Origin of the sequence: Muricauda sp. SCSIO 64092 (assembly GCF_023016285.1) — a bacterium.
Lineage (GTDB): Bacteria > Bacteroidota > Bacteroidia > Flavobacteriales > Flavobacteriaceae > Croceivirga.
Window position 1 is genome coordinate 2692573 of sequence record NZ_CP095413.1, and the last position, 16752, is coordinate 2709324.

The 16752-nt window shown below is 43.4% G+C and carries 17 protein-coding genes; 5 read left to right on the top strand and 12 right to left on the bottom strand.

The features are described from left to right. Positions 1 to 83: 83 nt before the first annotated feature. Positions 84 to 665 carry a TetR/AcrR family transcriptional regulator gene (locus L0P88_RS11375; RefSeq protein WP_247134688.1) on the bottom strand — a complete coding sequence of 194 codons (582 nt, stop codon included), beginning with the start codon at positions 663 to 665 and terminating at the stop codon, positions 84 to 86. A gap of 179 nt (positions 666 to 844) precedes the next feature. On the opposite strand from L0P88_RS11375, the gene L0P88_RS11380 reads away from it, so the two are divergent. Then, positions 845 to 1297, top strand: coding sequence for a small multi-drug export protein (locus L0P88_RS11380; RefSeq protein WP_158776066.1), 453 nt, complete (start codon positions 845 to 847; stop codon positions 1295 to 1297). Positions 1298 to 1354: 57 nt separating this feature from the next. On the opposite strand, the gene L0P88_RS11385 is transcribed toward L0P88_RS11380, so the two are convergent. From L0P88_RS11385 to dinB, 3 genes are all read right to left on the bottom strand, one after another. Beyond that, positions 1355 to 2227, bottom strand: coding sequence for a PIG-L deacetylase family protein (locus L0P88_RS11385; protein ID WP_247134689.1), 873 nt, complete (start codon positions 2225 to 2227; stop codon positions 1355 to 1357). Between the two features lie 11 nt (positions 2228 to 2238). After that, positions 2239 to 3645 carry a Gfo/Idh/MocA family protein gene (locus tag L0P88_RS11390; protein ID WP_247134690.1) on the bottom strand — a complete coding sequence of 469 codons (1407 nt, stop codon included), beginning with the start codon at positions 3643 to 3645 and terminating at the stop codon, positions 2239 to 2241. Positions 3646 to 3710: 65 nt separating this feature from the next. Continuing rightward, the gene (gene dinB / locus L0P88_RS11395) at positions 3711 to 4817 is read right to left on the bottom strand and encodes a DNA polymerase IV (RefSeq protein WP_247134691.1); all 1107 of its coding nucleotides are present in this window, start codon (positions 4815 to 4817) and stop codon (positions 3711 to 3713) included. Between the two features lie 27 nt (positions 4818 to 4844). On the opposite strand from dinB, the gene L0P88_RS11400 reads away from it, so the two are divergent. From L0P88_RS11400 to L0P88_RS11415, 4 genes are read left to right on the top strand one after another with little or no spacing between them, the layout of a single operon-like run. After that, complete coding sequence (locus L0P88_RS11400; protein WP_247134692.1) at positions 4845 to 5522, top strand: NAD(P)H-binding protein; 678 nt, start codon at positions 4845 to 4847, stop codon at positions 5520 to 5522. After that, complete coding sequence (locus tag L0P88_RS11405) at positions 5509 to 5994, top strand: CYTH domain-containing protein (RefSeq protein WP_247134693.1); 486 nt, start codon at positions 5509 to 5511, stop codon at positions 5992 to 5994. The genes L0P88_RS11400 and L0P88_RS11405 overlap by 14 nt, the downstream gene beginning before the upstream one ends. After that, complete coding sequence (locus tag L0P88_RS11410; RefSeq protein WP_247134694.1) at positions 5976 to 6467, top strand: YciI family protein; 492 nt, start codon at positions 5976 to 5978, stop codon at positions 6465 to 6467. Before L0P88_RS11405 ends, L0P88_RS11410 begins: the two co-directional genes overlap by 19 nt. Before the next feature lie 13 nt (positions 6468 to 6480). Continuing rightward, a complete protein-coding gene (locus L0P88_RS11415; protein ID WP_247134695.1) occupies positions 6481 to 7143 on the top strand; it encodes a lysoplasmalogenase in 663 nt (220 codons plus the stop codon). A 209-nt stretch (positions 7144 to 7352) separates the two neighbouring features. Here L0P88_RS11415 and L0P88_RS11420 read toward each other — a convergent pair whose 3' ends face one another. The 8 genes from L0P88_RS11420 to L0P88_RS11455 form a co-directional block, all read right to left on the bottom strand. Beyond that, a complete protein-coding gene (locus L0P88_RS11420) occupies positions 7353 to 8423 on the bottom strand; it encodes a permease (RefSeq protein WP_247134696.1) in 1071 nt (356 codons plus the stop codon). A gap of 61 nt (positions 8424 to 8484) precedes the next feature. After that, a complete protein-coding gene (locus L0P88_RS11425) occupies positions 8485 to 9678 on the bottom strand; it encodes a pyridoxal phosphate-dependent aminotransferase (RefSeq protein ID WP_247134697.1) in 1194 nt (397 codons plus the stop codon). A 160-nt stretch (positions 9679 to 9838) separates the two neighbouring features. Then, positions 9839 to 10234, bottom strand: a complete 396-nt coding sequence (locus L0P88_RS11430) for a hypothetical protein (protein WP_247134698.1) — start codon at positions 10232 to 10234, stop codon at positions 9839 to 9841. A 31-nt stretch (positions 10235 to 10265) separates the two neighbouring features. After that, the gene (locus tag L0P88_RS11435; RefSeq protein WP_247134699.1) at positions 10266 to 11918 is read right to left on the bottom strand and encodes a SulP family inorganic anion transporter; all 1653 of its coding nucleotides are present in this window, start codon (positions 11916 to 11918) and stop codon (positions 10266 to 10268) included. Between the two features lie 37 nt (positions 11919 to 11955). Then, positions 11956 to 12642, bottom strand: a complete 687-nt coding sequence (locus L0P88_RS11440; protein ID WP_247134700.1) for a carbonic anhydrase family protein — start codon at positions 12640 to 12642, stop codon at positions 11956 to 11958. Positions 12643 to 12780: 138 nt separating this feature from the next. Next, positions 12781 to 13800, bottom strand: a complete 1020-nt coding sequence (pheS, locus tag L0P88_RS11445; RefSeq protein WP_247134701.1) for a phenylalanine--tRNA ligase subunit alpha — start codon at positions 13798 to 13800, stop codon at positions 12781 to 12783. 386 nt (positions 13801 to 14186) lie between these two features. Continuing rightward, positions 14187 to 16049 carry a SulP family inorganic anion transporter gene (locus L0P88_RS11450; RefSeq protein WP_247134702.1) on the bottom strand — a complete coding sequence of 621 codons (1863 nt, stop codon included), beginning with the start codon at positions 16047 to 16049 and terminating at the stop codon, positions 14187 to 14189. A gap of 41 nt (positions 16050 to 16090) precedes the next feature. After that, on the bottom strand, positions 16091 to 16723 hold the full coding sequence (locus L0P88_RS11455; protein ID WP_247134703.1) for a carbonic anhydrase: 633 nt from the start codon (positions 16721 to 16723) through the stop codon (positions 16091 to 16093). Between the last annotated feature and the right edge of the window lie 29 nt (positions 16724 to 16752).

Consider the following 16752-nt stretch of genomic DNA (forward strand, 5'->3'; position numbering starts at 1 on the left):
GTGTATTGATCAAACGTTCAAAAAAACCCGATTCTTTGAATCGGGTTTTTTTATTGAACTCATTTCAAAAAGATTAAGTGGGTTCATTGTTTTAAACGGGATTCCACAAATAATGATGGGGCAATACTTTTGGCCAAATGTATGGGCCAATCATTTTGATGTAAATGACTCTCGGTAATGGCGCTCTCATATAGCAGATAGAGTCCTCCCGAAATTTTTTCGGTTTCTGCAATTGAAATATGGGCGATATTGTCACCAACGATTTCTCCCAGAAATAGAAGCAATTCCTTTTTTTGACGCTGGATCACAGCATGGATTTTTTTGTCTTTAGAACTCAATTCCCCCAAAATTTTTTGTGCCCAACAACCATAGAAATCCCCCTGTCGGTACAAATTCCTCAAAAAATCAAAAATGGCCAATAATTGTGGTTTTCCAAGGGGTTTACTGCGCACAAAAGAGGTCAAAGGTTTCATAAAGGATTGGTGGCGCATTTCTAAATAAGCGATACAAATAGCTTCTTTTGATTTAAAATGATGGTAAAGCGTAGCCTTGGCAATATTGGATTTGGCGACAATTTCGTTGATTCCCGTAGCATTGTATCCGTTACTGTAGAACAAATCATTGGCTATGGAGATGATATGGTGCTTGATATTGGTTTTTTGCATATTCAAAGATAGTAAAGACCGGTCTGTCTATGTATAAAAACGCTAAAATTGATCTTTTCTTTTCGCCGTATCAGGTTTTTCTTTCAATTAGGGGATCGGGACAAAAATTTTAATCATTTTTTAGCGTTCTTTTCGCTGAAATATTTGCTACTCAAGCGTAGTTTAGCAAAAAAATAGCTGTGATCATAGATCTTATCACTTCCATTCTTTGGAGCCTGTCGCCTTTTGGGGAATCCAAGGTGGGAATTCCCTATGGAATTGCGCAGGGTGTGAACAGTTATCTGGTTTTTGTGACTTGCTTTTTGGCCAATGTGCTGGTATTCCCCTTAATGATGTTCTTTTTGGAAAATGTGAACAAAGGACTCATCCAATGGCGGCCTTATAAAAAAGCAGCGATTTGGGTAGCGAAGCGGGCCAAATCGGGCACAGGAAATAAAATCCATCGGTTTGGTTTTTTTGGTTTGGCACTTTTTGTCATGCTTCCGGTACCTGGAACAGGGGTATATGCGGGGAGTATTGCGGCTTATCTATTTCAAATTGAACGGAAAAAGGCCTTTATTGCGAATGCCATCGGTATTTTCTTTTCATCATTGATCATTTGGGGGGTAACCGTTTCGGTCAAGGCCATCTGAGGTCTTTGGTCCTGGCTCAACCTATCTGGGAAATCCTTTACGTATTCTTACCCAAGCCTACATTTTAAGCATTGGGAATAGCCTTCGTATTTCAGTATCGGAGGGTTGTTTTCCGTACTCGCATATTTCAAAAGCTTCCACATAGCGAGCTTTTTCAACGGCTTTTTGCCCGTACCACTTTCCAAGACATTCCAATGAAGCTTCACTTGGTTTCGATCCCAGCCAGTCGCCCAAAAATTCAAGTCGTTTGTCCTTGTCTTTCGGAACTTTTTCCAATGTTCCGTTTGTCCAGGGTAACCACTCAAAGAATTGGGATTCATGGGCCGCAGTCGCATACATCTTTTGCTCAAATACCTCATCAATGATTACGGCAATATCCGGTTCAAATGGGTTTGGTTTTTTAAACCTATCCTGGCAGTATAGAAAAACGGGATTCTTTGCTAAGGGCGGGGTATCCGGGGCCACATTGGGGACAATGACCATATAGGCGGCGTCCTGGACCAGGATACCGGTGTACCTATGATCGGGATGATAGTCGTTGGGCCTGGGGGCTATAACCACATCCGCATTCCATTTTCTGATTTCCCGTATGACCTTTAAACGGTTTTCCAAAGTGGGCATCAGTTCACCATCATGGTTGTCCAGGACCGAGTACTCCACTCCAAACCTTCTGCCGGCTTCCTGGGCTTCCGCCCTTCGGATTTTGGCCAAAGCACCACCACCCAGTTCATGATGTCCCGCATCGCCATTGGTCAAGGAGACAAACTTCACATTATGGCCCATATTGGAAAAAAGAATTGCCGTTCCTCCCGAAGAAATATCACAATCATCTGGGTGCGCTCCAAAAACAAGGATGTTCAAAGGATTTTGCTGGGCACCTATGGAATAGGAAATGAAACAAAGAAGTAATACTACATACGTTTTGATCATAATCGCAGGTTTTATCCCATCATTTTCATTTCTGTTGGATTCCACTTTACGGGACTTTTTTTGTAATAACTTTCATTTGCCAATAAAGCAGCTCCAGCTGCCCTAAGTCCAAAAGTGGGGTCTTGGATTGTTTTCCCCTTCTCGCGAATAGCGGTAAAGAAATTATGGAAATGGTCATGGTGTGCCCCCTTGTAATCCCTGGGAGTCTCCCAAGTGGTTGTACCGGTTTGTAGGACCGAATTTCGATTTTCCGGGCTTACGGTGGAATGATTGCTTCGTATGGCCCCTTGTGTTTTCTCGGTAAAGGCCACTAAGGAGTAATCTCCTGGATCCATATTTAGTTTGGACCGCCTAACACTGACCGTATTCCAACCAATTTCCATCTCACCTTCGGTACCGACCAACTTAAATCCTGAACCTCCTCCGGAACCTGCGATAAAATTGACACGGAAAACGGCATTAAAAGCGGAATGGGTTTCTGTTTTGGGAAAATCGTAAAGGGTTATGCTCACGTCGGGAACATCCCGGCCATCCTTCCAATAGCGTAGCCCGCCCGTAGCCAACGCAGAAGTTGGCCCAAAAGAATCAATCATATAGTGCAGGGAAGAAAAAGCGTGTACAAATAAATCCCCGGCCACTCCAGTACCGTAGTCCTTGTAATTTCGCCACCTAAAGAACCTGGTTGGATCATAGGCCACTTTTGGTGCATTTCCAAGAAAAGTGTCAAAGTCAACGGTATCCGGACTCTGATCCGGAGGAATGGGATATTGCCAAGCCCCTTCTGCCGAATACCGATCATTATAAAAGTCCAATAGTACTAAATCCCCGATGGCACCTTCTTTGTACAACTGTTTGGCTTTTTCATTGGTAAGGGAAGACATTCCCTGACTTCCAATCTGACAAATTTTCCCACTGCTTTTTTGTGTGGAAATGATTTCCTTACCGTCCTCCCATTTTTGGACCATGGGCTTTTCGCAATAGACATGCTTCCCGGCCTTAAGGGCATCCACGGCAATTTTTTTGTGCCAATGGTCCGGGGTAGCTACAATTACGGCATCAATATCTTTACGGCCCAAAAGCTTTCGATAGTCACGGGTAACAAAAAGGTCCTTGCCCCAGAGCTCTTTGGCACGATCTAACCTCCCGGTATAAAGATCGCAGGCCGCAACTATTTTTACACCATCCACCGAAAGGGCCGCCCTGGTATCATATATCCCTTGGATTCCAGAACCGATGAGACCAATATTGATATGGTCATTGGCGGAGAACAGCCCATCTTTGTACGTCCGGGATAGCACCAATCTTTCCCCTTTAGAAGCGGAAAGGATAAATGGTGCCGTGGTCATTGCCGCTGAGGCCATTGAGGCCTTTTTGATAAAAGATCTTCTGTCGGTATTCTTAGTTGTCTTGTGGTGCATGGGGAAATGTGTTTGCGAGCACTTAAGTTAAGTTATTTTCCCCTTCTTTGAAAGGAGGCAGCGGTTCAAAAGTCAAATCTCAATTGAACGGAAACCGTTTCCTCTTCCATATCCTTTAAGGAATTCCTTTTTTCAGTGTTGAGGTTGGCCAGGGATATTCCCAACAAGCGAACTGAATTTTGCATTGGAGCCTGATACAACAGTTCTTTGGCCGCTTCCAATATCAAGCCTTTTTCTGAAATGAAATAGGGCAGTGTTTTACTCCTTGTTTGTAAGGTGAAGTCACTGTATTTGATTTTTAGCGTAATGGTCTTTCCGGCAATCTTTGATTTTTTGAGTCGTCGTTCCAACTCGTTGGCAATATGTTCCAGTTTTTCCAACATGAAAATCTCACTGCTCAGGTTTTCGTGGAATGTCCGTTCCGCCCCTACGGATTTGGGAATGCGTTCTGGCTTTACCTCACTTCTATGCACCCCCCTTACTACATTATAGTAATAACCACCACTTTTGCCAAAATGATCTTCCAAAAATTCCTGGGTTTTTTCTTTTAGCTCCTTACCCGTAAAAATCCCAAGCTTATACATCTTCTCGGCAGTAACCTTGCCAATGCCATAAAACTTTCGAATGTCCAGGTTTTCCAAAAATTGGATGACCTCCTCCGGATTAATGGTTTTTTGTCCATTGGGTTTGTTATAATCGCTTGCAACTTTGGCAATGAACTTATTGATGGATATACCTGCAGAGGCGGTCAAACCGGTCTTCTCAAAAATTCTTTGTCGAATTTCCTGCGCAATAAGGGTAGCGGATGGGTTGCCCTTTTTGTTTACGGTAACATCCAAATAGGCTTCGTCCAAGGAAAGGGGTTCCACCAGATCGGTATATTCGAGGAAGATGCTTCGTACTTGTTGGGATACTTCTTTGTAGCGGTCAAATCTTGGTCGAACAAAAATAAGGTCAGGACAGTTCTTTTTGGCCAGGTACCCACTCATGGCACTGCGAACCCCAAATTTTCGTGCTTCGTAACTGGCAGCCGAAACTACACCTCGTTTTGAACCTCCCCCTACGGCAACGGGTTTTCCCTTAAGTTCTGGATTATCCCTTTGTTCCACGGAAGCATAAAAGGCATCCATATCAACATGTATGATCTTTCGAAGTGGAAAATCCAAGTCCATACCCAAAATTAGGTTATATTTAGTTGGATGGAAAGAAAGCAAAAAGAGGCTATTGTTTTAGGTGCTACGGGACTTGTGGGAGGAATAGTGTTGGATTTGCTTTTGAAGGATGACCGTTATAAAAAGGTAATCGTTTTTTCAAGAAGGGCATTGGAAATAACACATTCCAAATTGCACACCGTTACAGGAAACCTGTTGCAACTGGATACTTTTGTCAGTGAGTTCCATGGCGATGAAGCGTTTTGCTGTATTGGCACCACAAAGGCCAAAACACCGAACAAAGACACCTATCGAAAGGTTGACTTTGGCATCCCCAGCACCGCCGCCAAACTATGCAAACAAAATGGAATTGGAACCTTCATTGTGGTTTCCGCAATGGGGGCAGATTCAGGGAGTCCCATTTTTTACAACAGGATCAAGGGCGAAATGGAAGAAGCTGTTCTAGCCGTTGGTCTGGAGAAAACACATAGCGTCCAGCCGGCTTTAATCGGGGGTACACGGGATGAAAAAAGGCCCGGGGAGTATTTTTTTAAAAAACTGATGAATACGTTGGGTTTTTTGATGATCGGTCCTTTTCGGCAATATAAGATCATTTTACCGGAGACCATTGCAAAGGCCATGATCTGGTTGGCCAATAACCCCTATAACAAAAAACGTGTACCTTCAGAAACCTTAAAAGAATTGGCAGCTTATGGAACACCTTGAAATTGAACGGAAATTTTTGGTCAAATCCAACAATTATAAAGCCGCTGCCATTTCAAAAAATAGGATTGTCCAGGGGTTTTTAAATACCCATCCGGAGCGTACGGTGAGGGTAAGGATTACTGAAGAAAAAGGGTTTTTGACCGTAAAAGGCATGGGCAATGATTCGGGGACCACACGATTTGAATGGGAAACCGAGATTTCATTCGCCGAGGCCACCAATTTGATTGACCTATGTGAACCCGTTATTTTGGAAAAAGTACGGTTTAAGGTACCCGTGGATGGAGCGATGTTTGAAGTTGATGAATTTTTAGGGGAGAACAAAGGATTGGTCATTGCAGAAATAGAACTCCAACACGAAGACCAACCCTTTCAAAAGCCGGATTGGTTGGGGAAAGAAGTAACCGGAAACATCAAATACTACAACGCTCAATTGAGCATAACACCTTTTAACCAATGGAAAGACTACGAATAGTGATTTTTTTGATGGCAATTGTCTTTATGGGATGTAAAGAAGTGGAAAAACCACATGTTCAGCAGCAAGGGACCGAAGCCAAAAAAAGTACTGCGGACGTAAAACAAGAATTGATTGATAAAGGGTTTCAGGTCTTCGATTATGTGGATGGGAAAACCAAGGATACCGTTTTGATGCAACAGTATTTTGTCGCCTTTTTAAAAAGTGGACCAAAACGCTCACAAAGCAAGGAAGAAGCGGATAGCTTACAGACCTTACATTTGGCCCATTTAGGCCGAATGTACGAGGCAGGCTATGCCGATATTTCCGGACCTTTTGGTGATGATGGTGATATCCGCGGTATTACCATTTATAATGTGCCCAGCTTACAAATGGCAGATAGCTTGGCCAATCTAGATCCGGCCGTACAGGCGGGAAGATTGGAGATAGAGGTACACCCTTGGTGGGCCGCCAAGGGATTTCCACTGCGATAACATGTGATTTCCCGTGAAGGACAGTAACATTCGCATACTGTTGAATACCCTCATTTTTTTGAGTGCCTGTATTTCCATTGTCCTGAACTATTTTAATGGCCCGTACTATGGGTTGGGAAAATCCTTGACTACCATTTTGGTGATTCTTCTACCCGTTTTGGTGAGGGGAAAACACAGGGTTTTTAAGCGAATTTTAATTGTGGCCCTTTGCTTTTGCCTATTGGGGGACATACTCCTGTTGAATCCCAGCTATTTTGTTTATGGCCTAGCCGCATTTTTAGTGGCCCATTTGTTATTTGTAAAAGGATTTATTGGATTAATTGGATGGCAAAAGAATCCTACGGTAGCTTTGATCTTGTTGGTCATAGGCATTGCTTTGTACACTTGGTTATATCCCGATCTTGGCGGGTTGGTTTGGCCCGTGGCACTTTATGTCTTGGTCATTTTATGTATGGCCTGGCAGGGGATTGCCCTGTACCTCAAGGAAAAAACCAAGGCACATGGCCTCATAGCATTGGGGGTATTGTTCTTTTTGTTGTCTGATAGTATGATTGCCGTAAGCAAATTCAAAAATCCCTTTGAACTTTCCGGTCTTGTTGTCCTATCAACCTATTGGTTGGCAATTGCCTTGATTGCAAATGCCGGGTATTTGATTATTGGGGCTGGGGATAAATGACCGCTGCAAAGCAGGGGTAAGCCCAATGATTATCAGGTCCATCATGAATAGGATAGGACCTGCGACAGAATAACTAATCTTCACTCGATTTTTCTTCCGTTAACCTGACAATGTTGGTTATTAACTCCAATATTCCTTCATCTTCAACACTTTGTATGTTGTTTGCCAAAGATCCTGTACGAACAATAGTATAATTCTGCTGTCTTGGGCTAAATACGTTCGGTGGAGGCAGAATCCAACCCTGTCTTTGAAAACCGAATGGCCATGGATTTTTTTGAGAAAAACTTGAATAGGGATTGCAAGGTACCTATCCCCAATAGTACAAAACCGGCGAAAAAGATATTGATTGAAGAGGAAAACAAGGTGCCACTGTTCAAAACTCCCAATATCAAAAGTGTCGAAAGGGGAAAAGAAAGGGCAAGAATATTTATGGCATAACCATTGTCAAAGGTTTTGGATTTCTTTTCCATTTCCAAACTATCTACCAATGAAATATGTGCATAAGGCCAAAAACTGCAAGCGCTTAGCCCAAAGGCCAGGAGCAATAGAATTTCTTTGGGCATCTGGAGACTGGTGGTGACCACAAACACACCAATAACCAAGAATACCACACCTGCCCTGATACAAAGCAGTGAAAAAATCTGATAGAACTGTTTTCTTTTGATCCTTACGGCCAAACCAATGAACAAAAGGACCAAAGGGGTCATCATTAGACTCAATTTGGTAAGGGCTTCACTGATAAAGAAAGGAAGCGCCTCCATGTTTATACCCAAAAGCAATAGCAATAGGGCCAAACCTATAAAAAGATTGACCGGCTCCGTAACGAGGGTTTTAAGCAAGGCGATGATTTTGCTTTTTCGGCCATCACTCCTTACTTGGTGTCGGGTATAGTGCCATTGCATGGCGATGAGGTACAAAACAATAAGTACAAATACCTTATTGCCCAAATCGGCCATGGCCGCCTTGGCCAGATAGGAACTCCCCAAGAACTCCACGATAAAGGGGAAACAGGACAATCCAGGGGCCAATGAAGGGACCAATACTCTTGCCGTTCTAAACTCAGGGGTATTTTTCACGATTCCCAAAAGGGGCAGCAGAAAAGGAATCACCAAAAACAAAAGCAGGTTAAGAGCGAGGGCAAGTAAGGGCAACAACAACAAATTTAATTGTACTTGTATGCCTAAAAGGGCAATAAAAATGGTAGCGGGCAGCGCTAGGTTTAAAATGATCTTTTTTAATCCAATTAACTCATCATGGGAGGTAAACTTAACCTTGAGCAAAAACCCAATACAAATAAAAAAAATAAAAACTATTGTTTTTTGAAGGCCAATTTCCATTTGTCTAAACGAATACCTTACGTAATGCAGCAGTAAATAATTTCATCTCTTCCATTGTGCCCATGCTCACACGGCACCAGTTTTTATCCATGAACTGGAAAGCCCTGACCCCTACTTTTTGTTCGGTCATTTTTTGAAGAAATCCCTTGCCTTCCATGTCTATGGGGAATATCATAAAACTTGTATGTGAGGCAACGGGTTCAAAACCCATTTCCTGTAAGCTTTTGAAGACATAATCCCGGGCCTCGGCATTCAATTTTCTGGACTTGTCAAGGAATTCATGGTCCTCCATTGCCGCCATCGCTGCATAGACCGATGGGTAGCTGATTCCCATGCCGGCACGGGTAATTCTTTGCAATTTGTCCAAAGTGGCCTCTTGTGCCAGGGCATAGCCTACACGAAGTCCTGCCATGCCATGGATTTTTGAGAACGTACGTGCAACGATGATGTCCTTCTCTTCTTTGATCAGGGAAACCATACTTTGTTTGGCACCGTCTTCCAAAAACCACAAGTAGGCCTCATCAACAAAAACGGGTACTTTTTCAGAGACCCTTGAACAAAAGTCCAATAACTTTTTAGCATCCGTAATGGTCCCGGTAGGATTGTTGGGGTTACAGATATAGACCAATTTGGTTTCAGAATCTATGGCCTTTTCCATGGCCTCCAGATCATGGGACCAATCTTCGTTCAGTGGAACAGGTTTCCATGTCCCGCCTGCAGCCTCCGCAACACGGATCAATGACATATATGCCGGATCTGCAGATACGACATTACCACCGTTCATAAAAAGCACCATGGCCGTTTTCTCCAAAAGATCGGAAGATCCGGGACCCATCATAATATTTTTTGGGGTTACCCCTTCAAAATCCGCAATCTTATCCCTGAGCTGGAATAACTCCTTCCATGCGTATCTGTTTCCCCCCGAAGCGGATTTTTTTAATGCTTCCAAAGCCATGGGAGATGGGCCATACGGGTTTTCATTGGCATTTAACTTAGCTTCAAGGATTGGGAATTCCCTTGAACTTTCCAGAAGATATTCCTTAAAGAAAGGACTATAGAGGGCATTACCTTCGGCATCCAGTTCCAAGGGTAAGGAAAGGTTTTTCGAAAATCCAAGATACGGGGAGGCCATCAATCCACCTGCGGTCAAAGCAGAGGTTTTTAGCCAGTTTCTACGGTTGATTTTAATCGAGGTCACGAGGTATAAGTATTTAGAATTAGCATCACCTCAAGTTATGGGCTTGTCTCTATATTTCCTATGGTAAAACCATAAAAATCAATAGATTAAAATTCTGAAATCTTATTTTTGATATGGTAGAATTATCGATTTCAAAAAGTTCAACAGTTGGTTTTAAGGCTTATCGACCTAAAATCCCATCTTTATCGAGTACGGGGATTGGCACCAGTTGTTGTTGGTTAACACTGTTCTTTTCAAAAAAGAAGCGTTTTTCGTAGAGCTTATTGTCCGCATAATAGGTCACAAAAAACTCGTTGTTAAGTGTGAGTACATCTTCCGTGACCATTTCAATCTTTTCGTACCCCTTGGCGGCCACCATCCCAAAGGCATAGCGCATGGTCGTGGTCTTTTTATCGCCATCATATCCCTTGGAAACCACTAGGGCCATTTCTATAGGGGTAGCCCGGTTGTTAACAAGGTAAGCGTTCCAATCCCGGGCCAAAAACTCCTTGTTCCATTCCAGGACCATGACCACATACACGTCCCTGGAAATGGGAATCTCAATGTCTTTTCTCATAAAAGTTGCACTTGAAAGGTGGGAGCCTCCATTAAGACCGCAATGTTTGTGATACCCAAGGAAAACTATCCTTGATATGACCAAATATTTGTTGTTCAGGCACTAAATCCGGAATAATGTCAATGGACATTAATAAGTGTTGTGGCTGCTTTTGAAGCCCTGTTAAGACCACTTTAATTTCCTTTTGTGAGAGTTCTAGAATGGCATATTCCAGGGCATATAATCCGGACTGGTCCATGTAGGGGACACGGTCCATTCTAATGATCAATACTTTGATGTCCTCATTGATTTTTTTGACCTCCTCCTTAAAATGGGACGTAAATCCAAAAAACAACGGACCGTACAGGTGTTTGATATAAACATTGTTCTGATAGCGCTTAAAAAAGTCGCCTTCGTCATCCCAGGGTTTTTCGCCATCAAAACCGGCCAAGGTTCCAACTCGCATACCCTCTTCGCCAATATCACTGGAACGCTTCATAAACAAAAGCGCAGCCAAGGTCACTCCAATACTCACGGCATGAACAAGACTTCCGAAGGTGGTCCAGAAGAGAACAATAAGAAGTACAATAGCGTCTGCCCTGGGTACGGTCCTTAGATGCTTCAATCCTTTTTTGTCTATGATCTTGAATCCTATGGGAATCAAGATACCGGCCAAAACGGCCAGGGGAATATATGTTGCCAAGGAACTCAATCCCAATAGGACGGCCAACAAAAAAGCGCCGTGCAAGGTTCCCGACAGTTTGGTCTTGCCACCATTGTTGATGTTGACCACGGTGCCTTTGGTAGCTCCTGCTCCGGGAATGCCCCCTATTAGGGCGGAGGCCATATTACCAATTCCCTGACCTATCAATTCCCGATTGCTATTGTGCTTGGTCTTGGTCATGTTGTCTGCAATCACTGAGGTAAGTAAGGAATCAATGGAACCAAGGACGGCCAGTACCATACCGTATTCCAGGACCAGAAAATAAGCACTACTGTCCACGGAAAACAGTCCTTCCAAACGCAGTGAAGGAAGCCCCGAAGGTATTTCCCCAATAATAGGTACGTTCCATTGAATGAAGAATGCAAAAATGGAAACGGTGATCAAAGCAACCAAAGCACTGGGAACGGCTTTGGTTATTTTTGGGAATACATAGTAGATGATTACGGTCAATACCCCCAATACGAATGCCTGCCAGTTGAGTTCCCCAAACAGTCTGGGCAAATCCATAATGACCTTTAGGGTGGATTTTGGTGAATCCAAGCCTACAAAAGGGAATAATTGCAGGATTACAATGATCAAACCAACCCCGCTCATGAATCCTGAGATTACGGGATAAGGAAAGTACTTGATGTATCCTGCAATATTGATCAGGCCAAAGATGATTTGTAATGCCCCGCCTACAAGAAAACTCAACAAGATGATGCCCATGGCATCTTGAAGACTTCCGGCTACATCAATGGCGTTGGCCACCAATGCTGCGGAAACTACGGTCATAGGTCCTGTGGGGCCACTTGCTTGGGTATTGGTCCCACCAAAAAGTGCGGCCAAAATTCCTACGGCGATGGCTCCGTACAATCCGGCAATGGCACCTAACCCGGACTGTACACCAAAGGCAAGGGCCAAGGGTAGGGCGACAACACCGGCCACAAGACCTCCGGTAATATCCCCCTTCAAATATTTGGAGTCGTAAAAAGAACGCATGATTTATAAGGTTGGTTACTAAAAAGGAAAAAGAAGCCTACAGGAAATCAACTTTCCCGGTATCCATATCATAAACCCCTCCAATGATCTTTATGGCTCCGGAATCTTCCATTTCCTTAAGAATAGGGCTGTTTTTTCGAATTTGTTCCATGGTATTGCGTACATTGTTCACACATACCAAATGCACATATTCTGGATTGGAAGAGGTTTTGTCACCACTGTAATCGCTGGATTCCACAACGGGTCTTATTTTGGTGAGCATGGCGGTAATATTGCCCAGTTTAACATTATCTATGGCCGCTTTGACCGCCCCGCAATGTTCATGTCCCAAAACCATGATTACCTTGGAACTCGCTACTTTGCAGCCAAATTCCATACTGCCTAAAATATCCTCGTTTACAAAATTACCGGCAACGCGTGCTACAAAAAGGTCTCCAATACCTTTATCAAACACGTCCTCAACAGGTACGCGGCTGTCCAAACAGGATAGTATTACTGCCTTGGGATATTGGCCATTGGTACTTTTTCGGATTTGTTCCGTATGATCACGGGCAGTAAGGTCATTGGTAACATAACGTTCATTGCCTGCTTTAAGACTTGCAATAACCGCATCCGGGGATAGTGCTTTTTGCTGTTCAGCGGTCAACACCTCCTCTACCAAGGGTTTAATTTCCACCGAAGTATCATTCTCATCAAGAATGATGACTTTTTTAATTTTTCCCATTGGGGTCGTGTTTAGTTTCCGTCATCTCAAATTTAAACAGCAGGGAAGTCAAGACCAACAAGGAATGAGAGCAAGAATGTTATAATTGTCTTAAAGTTTTACGCCCGTAACCAATAGTAAAGCTATTGATTTGATGGCTTACCAACTACTTCTAAATTGATTTAGAAACCGTACATCATTCTCGCTTAACGTACGGATGTCGGAGATTTGATATTGCAAAAGGGCAATACGGTCAATTCCCATTCCAAAGGCAAAGCCGGAATAAATATCTGGATCAATTCCACAGTTCTTTAGGACATTGGGATCGACCATTCCACAGCCCATAATTTCCAACCAACCTGTACCCTTGGTCATTTTATGATCGGTTTCGGTTTCCAGTCCCCAGTACACATCCACTTCGGCGCTGGGTTCCGTGAAAGGGAAATAAGATGGACGCAGCCGGATTTTGGATTTCCCAAACATTTCCGAAGTGAAATATTGCAGGGTCTGTTTTAAATCGGCAAAAGAAACGTCCTTATCCACATACAATCCTTCCACCTGATGGAAAAAACAGTGGGAGCGGGCCGAAATGGCCTCATTTCTGTATACCCTTCCGGGGGAAATGGTTCGAATGGGAGGTTTATTTTCTTCCATATACCTTACCTGTACCGATGAGGTATGGGTACGAAGGAGGATGTCCGGATTGGTCTGGATAAAAAAAGTATCCTGCATATCCCTGGCCGGGTGATGTTCCGGGAGGTTCAGGGCAGTGAAGTTATGCCAATCATCCTCAATTTCGGGGCCTTCGGAAACATTGAACCCAATGCGCGAAAAAATATCGATGATTTGATTTTTTACAATACTGATGGGATGCCTTGCTCCAAGGGGAATAGGATTACCGGGACGGGTAAGGTCACCAAATTTTCCTTCGAAAACCGTGTTGGATTCCAAACTCTCCTTTAGGGCGTTTACCTTATCGGTTGCCCTTGTTTTTAGTTGATTGATAACCTGGCCATATTCTTTTTTCTGGTCGCTGGCCACATTTTTGAACTCGGCAAAGAACTGGTTCAAAAGGCCTTTCTTTCCTAAATATGTAATACGGAAATTCTCAATTTCATCCTTTGAAGTTGCCGTGAATTGTTCAACTTTAGTGATGTGGTCCTTTATGGTTTCAATCATGGCCAGAAGCTTTGTAAGAAGGCAAATTTAAGGAATTGTCCCTGAAATGGAATCCAATCCATGAAATACAATTCCCATTTATATTGATGTTCAAGCTTAGACAAAAAAGGGGCCGTTTTATGAAATAACGTGAGTTCGATACAGGAAAATTAAGTCATTTTGAGTGTTTTTGAGATAGCAAAAATGTATCGGAAACTTGTCTGGTCGGCAAGGCGGGCAAACAATTTTTTTGCAAAATCCTAATTTCGATACAATTTTTCTTCATTTCATTGCGAAAAACCACTCAATTTGACGGATTTTGATTGATAAAAAATAAGTCGAAACCCACGTTAAACAGGGCCATACGTTTCAAAAACCGTGGCATAGGAAAAATACGATTATGGAGATCAGTATTTATCCTCAACATTGGCCACAACCCATTGTAAACAGCTCTTGAAATCGTCAAAAAGGTGTTCCCTTGGAATTAAATCAGGAATAATATCTATCCGTTCCATCATGTATTTGGGCTGGTCCAATACATTGACGAACAAAACGGAAATCCCGTTTCGTTTTAAATCCTGTAGAACATCCTCCATGGCATAAAGTCCGGACTGGTCCATGTATTGCATACGCCCCATCCGAATGATAACGGTGGAAGCGGTGCTGGGAATCTGTTCGGCCAATTGTTGAAAATCGCTGGTGGACCCAAAAAACAAAGGGCCTTTTAAGTGTTTGATAAAAACTTCCTCTTTGAACCTTACCGGGAAATTTTTCTCATCGGGCCAGGCTTTTTCATCCAGGGGCTTTACTTCCGATCGTTTCCCCGTGAGGTCGCCAATTTTTTTCATAAACATTAGGGAAGCGATTACCAAACCAATGCCTACCGCATAGACCAGGTTCCAAACCGAGGAAAGCACCAAAACAGTAAGCATAATAATTACCTCTGAACTGAGCTTTAAAGGGCCCAATTTGATGTCCTTGGGTAAATAAGGAATTGCTTTTAGGCCTTTATAATCCATGACGCCAATCCCTACCGTAACCAAAATACCTGCTAAGACGGCAGCTGGTATTTGGGAGGCTACCGGTCCCAGGGCCAGTAAAATGAGCAGTAATAGCAAACCGGCAATCATGCCTGAGAGGCGGGTCTTGCCCCCAGAATTAATATTGACCACGGTTCTAATAGTGGCTCCTGCTCCGGGAATTCCCCCAAAAATGGCCGCAATACTATTCCCAATCCCCTGACCCACCAATTCTTTGTTGGGTTTGTGCTTGGTATTGGTCATGTTGTCGGCAACCACAGAGGTAAGCAGCGAATCAATGGCACCTAGTAACGCCAAAGTAAGGGCCGTAAAGATATAGGGAGAAATGGCACTCAACTTAAATTCTGAAAGAATCCCCATCTGCGGTATCGGTAATCCTTCCGGTATTTTTTCAATGGGGCGATAGTCCAATCCAAAGCCATAGGCAACGCCAGAAACCACAATTAACGCAACCAAGGTGCTTGGGACAACCTTCGTAATTCTTTTAAAACCGTATATAATAGCTATGGTGGACAGGGCCAAGGCCAACTCCAACCAATTGATGTTTCTAAGGGCATTGGGCAGTACCTTAAAAGTTCCCAACACCCCTGAAGCTTCTTTTGCGCCTAAAGTCTGTGCTTCTTTGAGCATCTCTACCTCGGTGATTTTTGAGGCACGTTTAATGGTTTCCTCAAAGTCCTCCAGGACCAAAATCCCTTCACCGGCCTCTTCCTTTAAAATATTTTCCAGGATTTCCTCTTCTGCCGCCGGCATAAATTGGGTTACATAGGATTCGTCTTCCTTGGGATAATAACCTACGGCAGGTAAGATCTGTGTTACCAGGATAATTACTCCAATAGCGGTCATAAATCCTGATACAACTGGATAGGGAATGTATTTAATGTACATTCCCAGTCCAATGGCCCCCAAGCCAATTTGCATGAGTCCGGCCAAAAGGAATACGGTGAGGATAATGGGAAGGGCTTTGTTGACATCCCCGTCATGAACGGCCAAAATACCAGCAATCACCACCATACTAACGGCGGTCATGGGAGCTGTTGGGCCGGATATCTGTGTATTGGTACCACCAAATAGGGCCGCAAAAAAACTGATAAAAATAGCTCCATACAAACCTGCGCTTGGTCCAAGTCCGGAACTGACCCCAAATGCCAACGCCAGGGGAAGTGCAACTATACCGGCTGTAATACCCCCAAATAAATCACCCCGAAAATGGGCAAAAAAGTTCTTCATAAAATCATGGATTTCTTGGTATACCTAATGGCGGATATAGGTCATACGTGAATGTGGTAAATTTCGTCCAAGGCAGAAGTATTGTTCATACTGATATCCATATCATTGGCAATACCATTTTTAATATCATACACCCATCCATGGATGTGTAAAAACTGTCCTTCCTGCCAGGCATGTTGGACAATGGAGGTTTTTGCCAAATCATATACCTGCTCCTTCACGTTTAATTCCACCAAATGGTCCCAACGTTTATCCTCATCCGCTATGGCCTCCAATTCTGGTTTGTACTTTGCGTATATATCCTTGATATGGCGTATCCATTTCCCTACAAAACCAACGGTACTATGTCCCATGGCTGCCTTTACACCACCGCAACCATAATGCCCACAAACGATAATATGCCTTACTTTGAGGGCGGCTACGGCATATTCCAGCACGCTGAGCATATTAATATCGGTATGGATGACCATATTGGCAATATTCCTATGTGTAAACACTTCGCCAGGCTCGGCCCCAATTACATCACTCGAAGGCACCCTACTATCTGCACAACCGATCCATAAAAGTGGAGGATGCTGACCCTTGGCCATTTCATCAAAGTAGGTTGGGTTCTCCGCCAATTTTTTCGCTGCCCATTTTTTGTTTTTTTCGAGGATATCTTTGTAGTAGAGCATAGTAATAGTGTTTAGCTGCGCACAAAAAC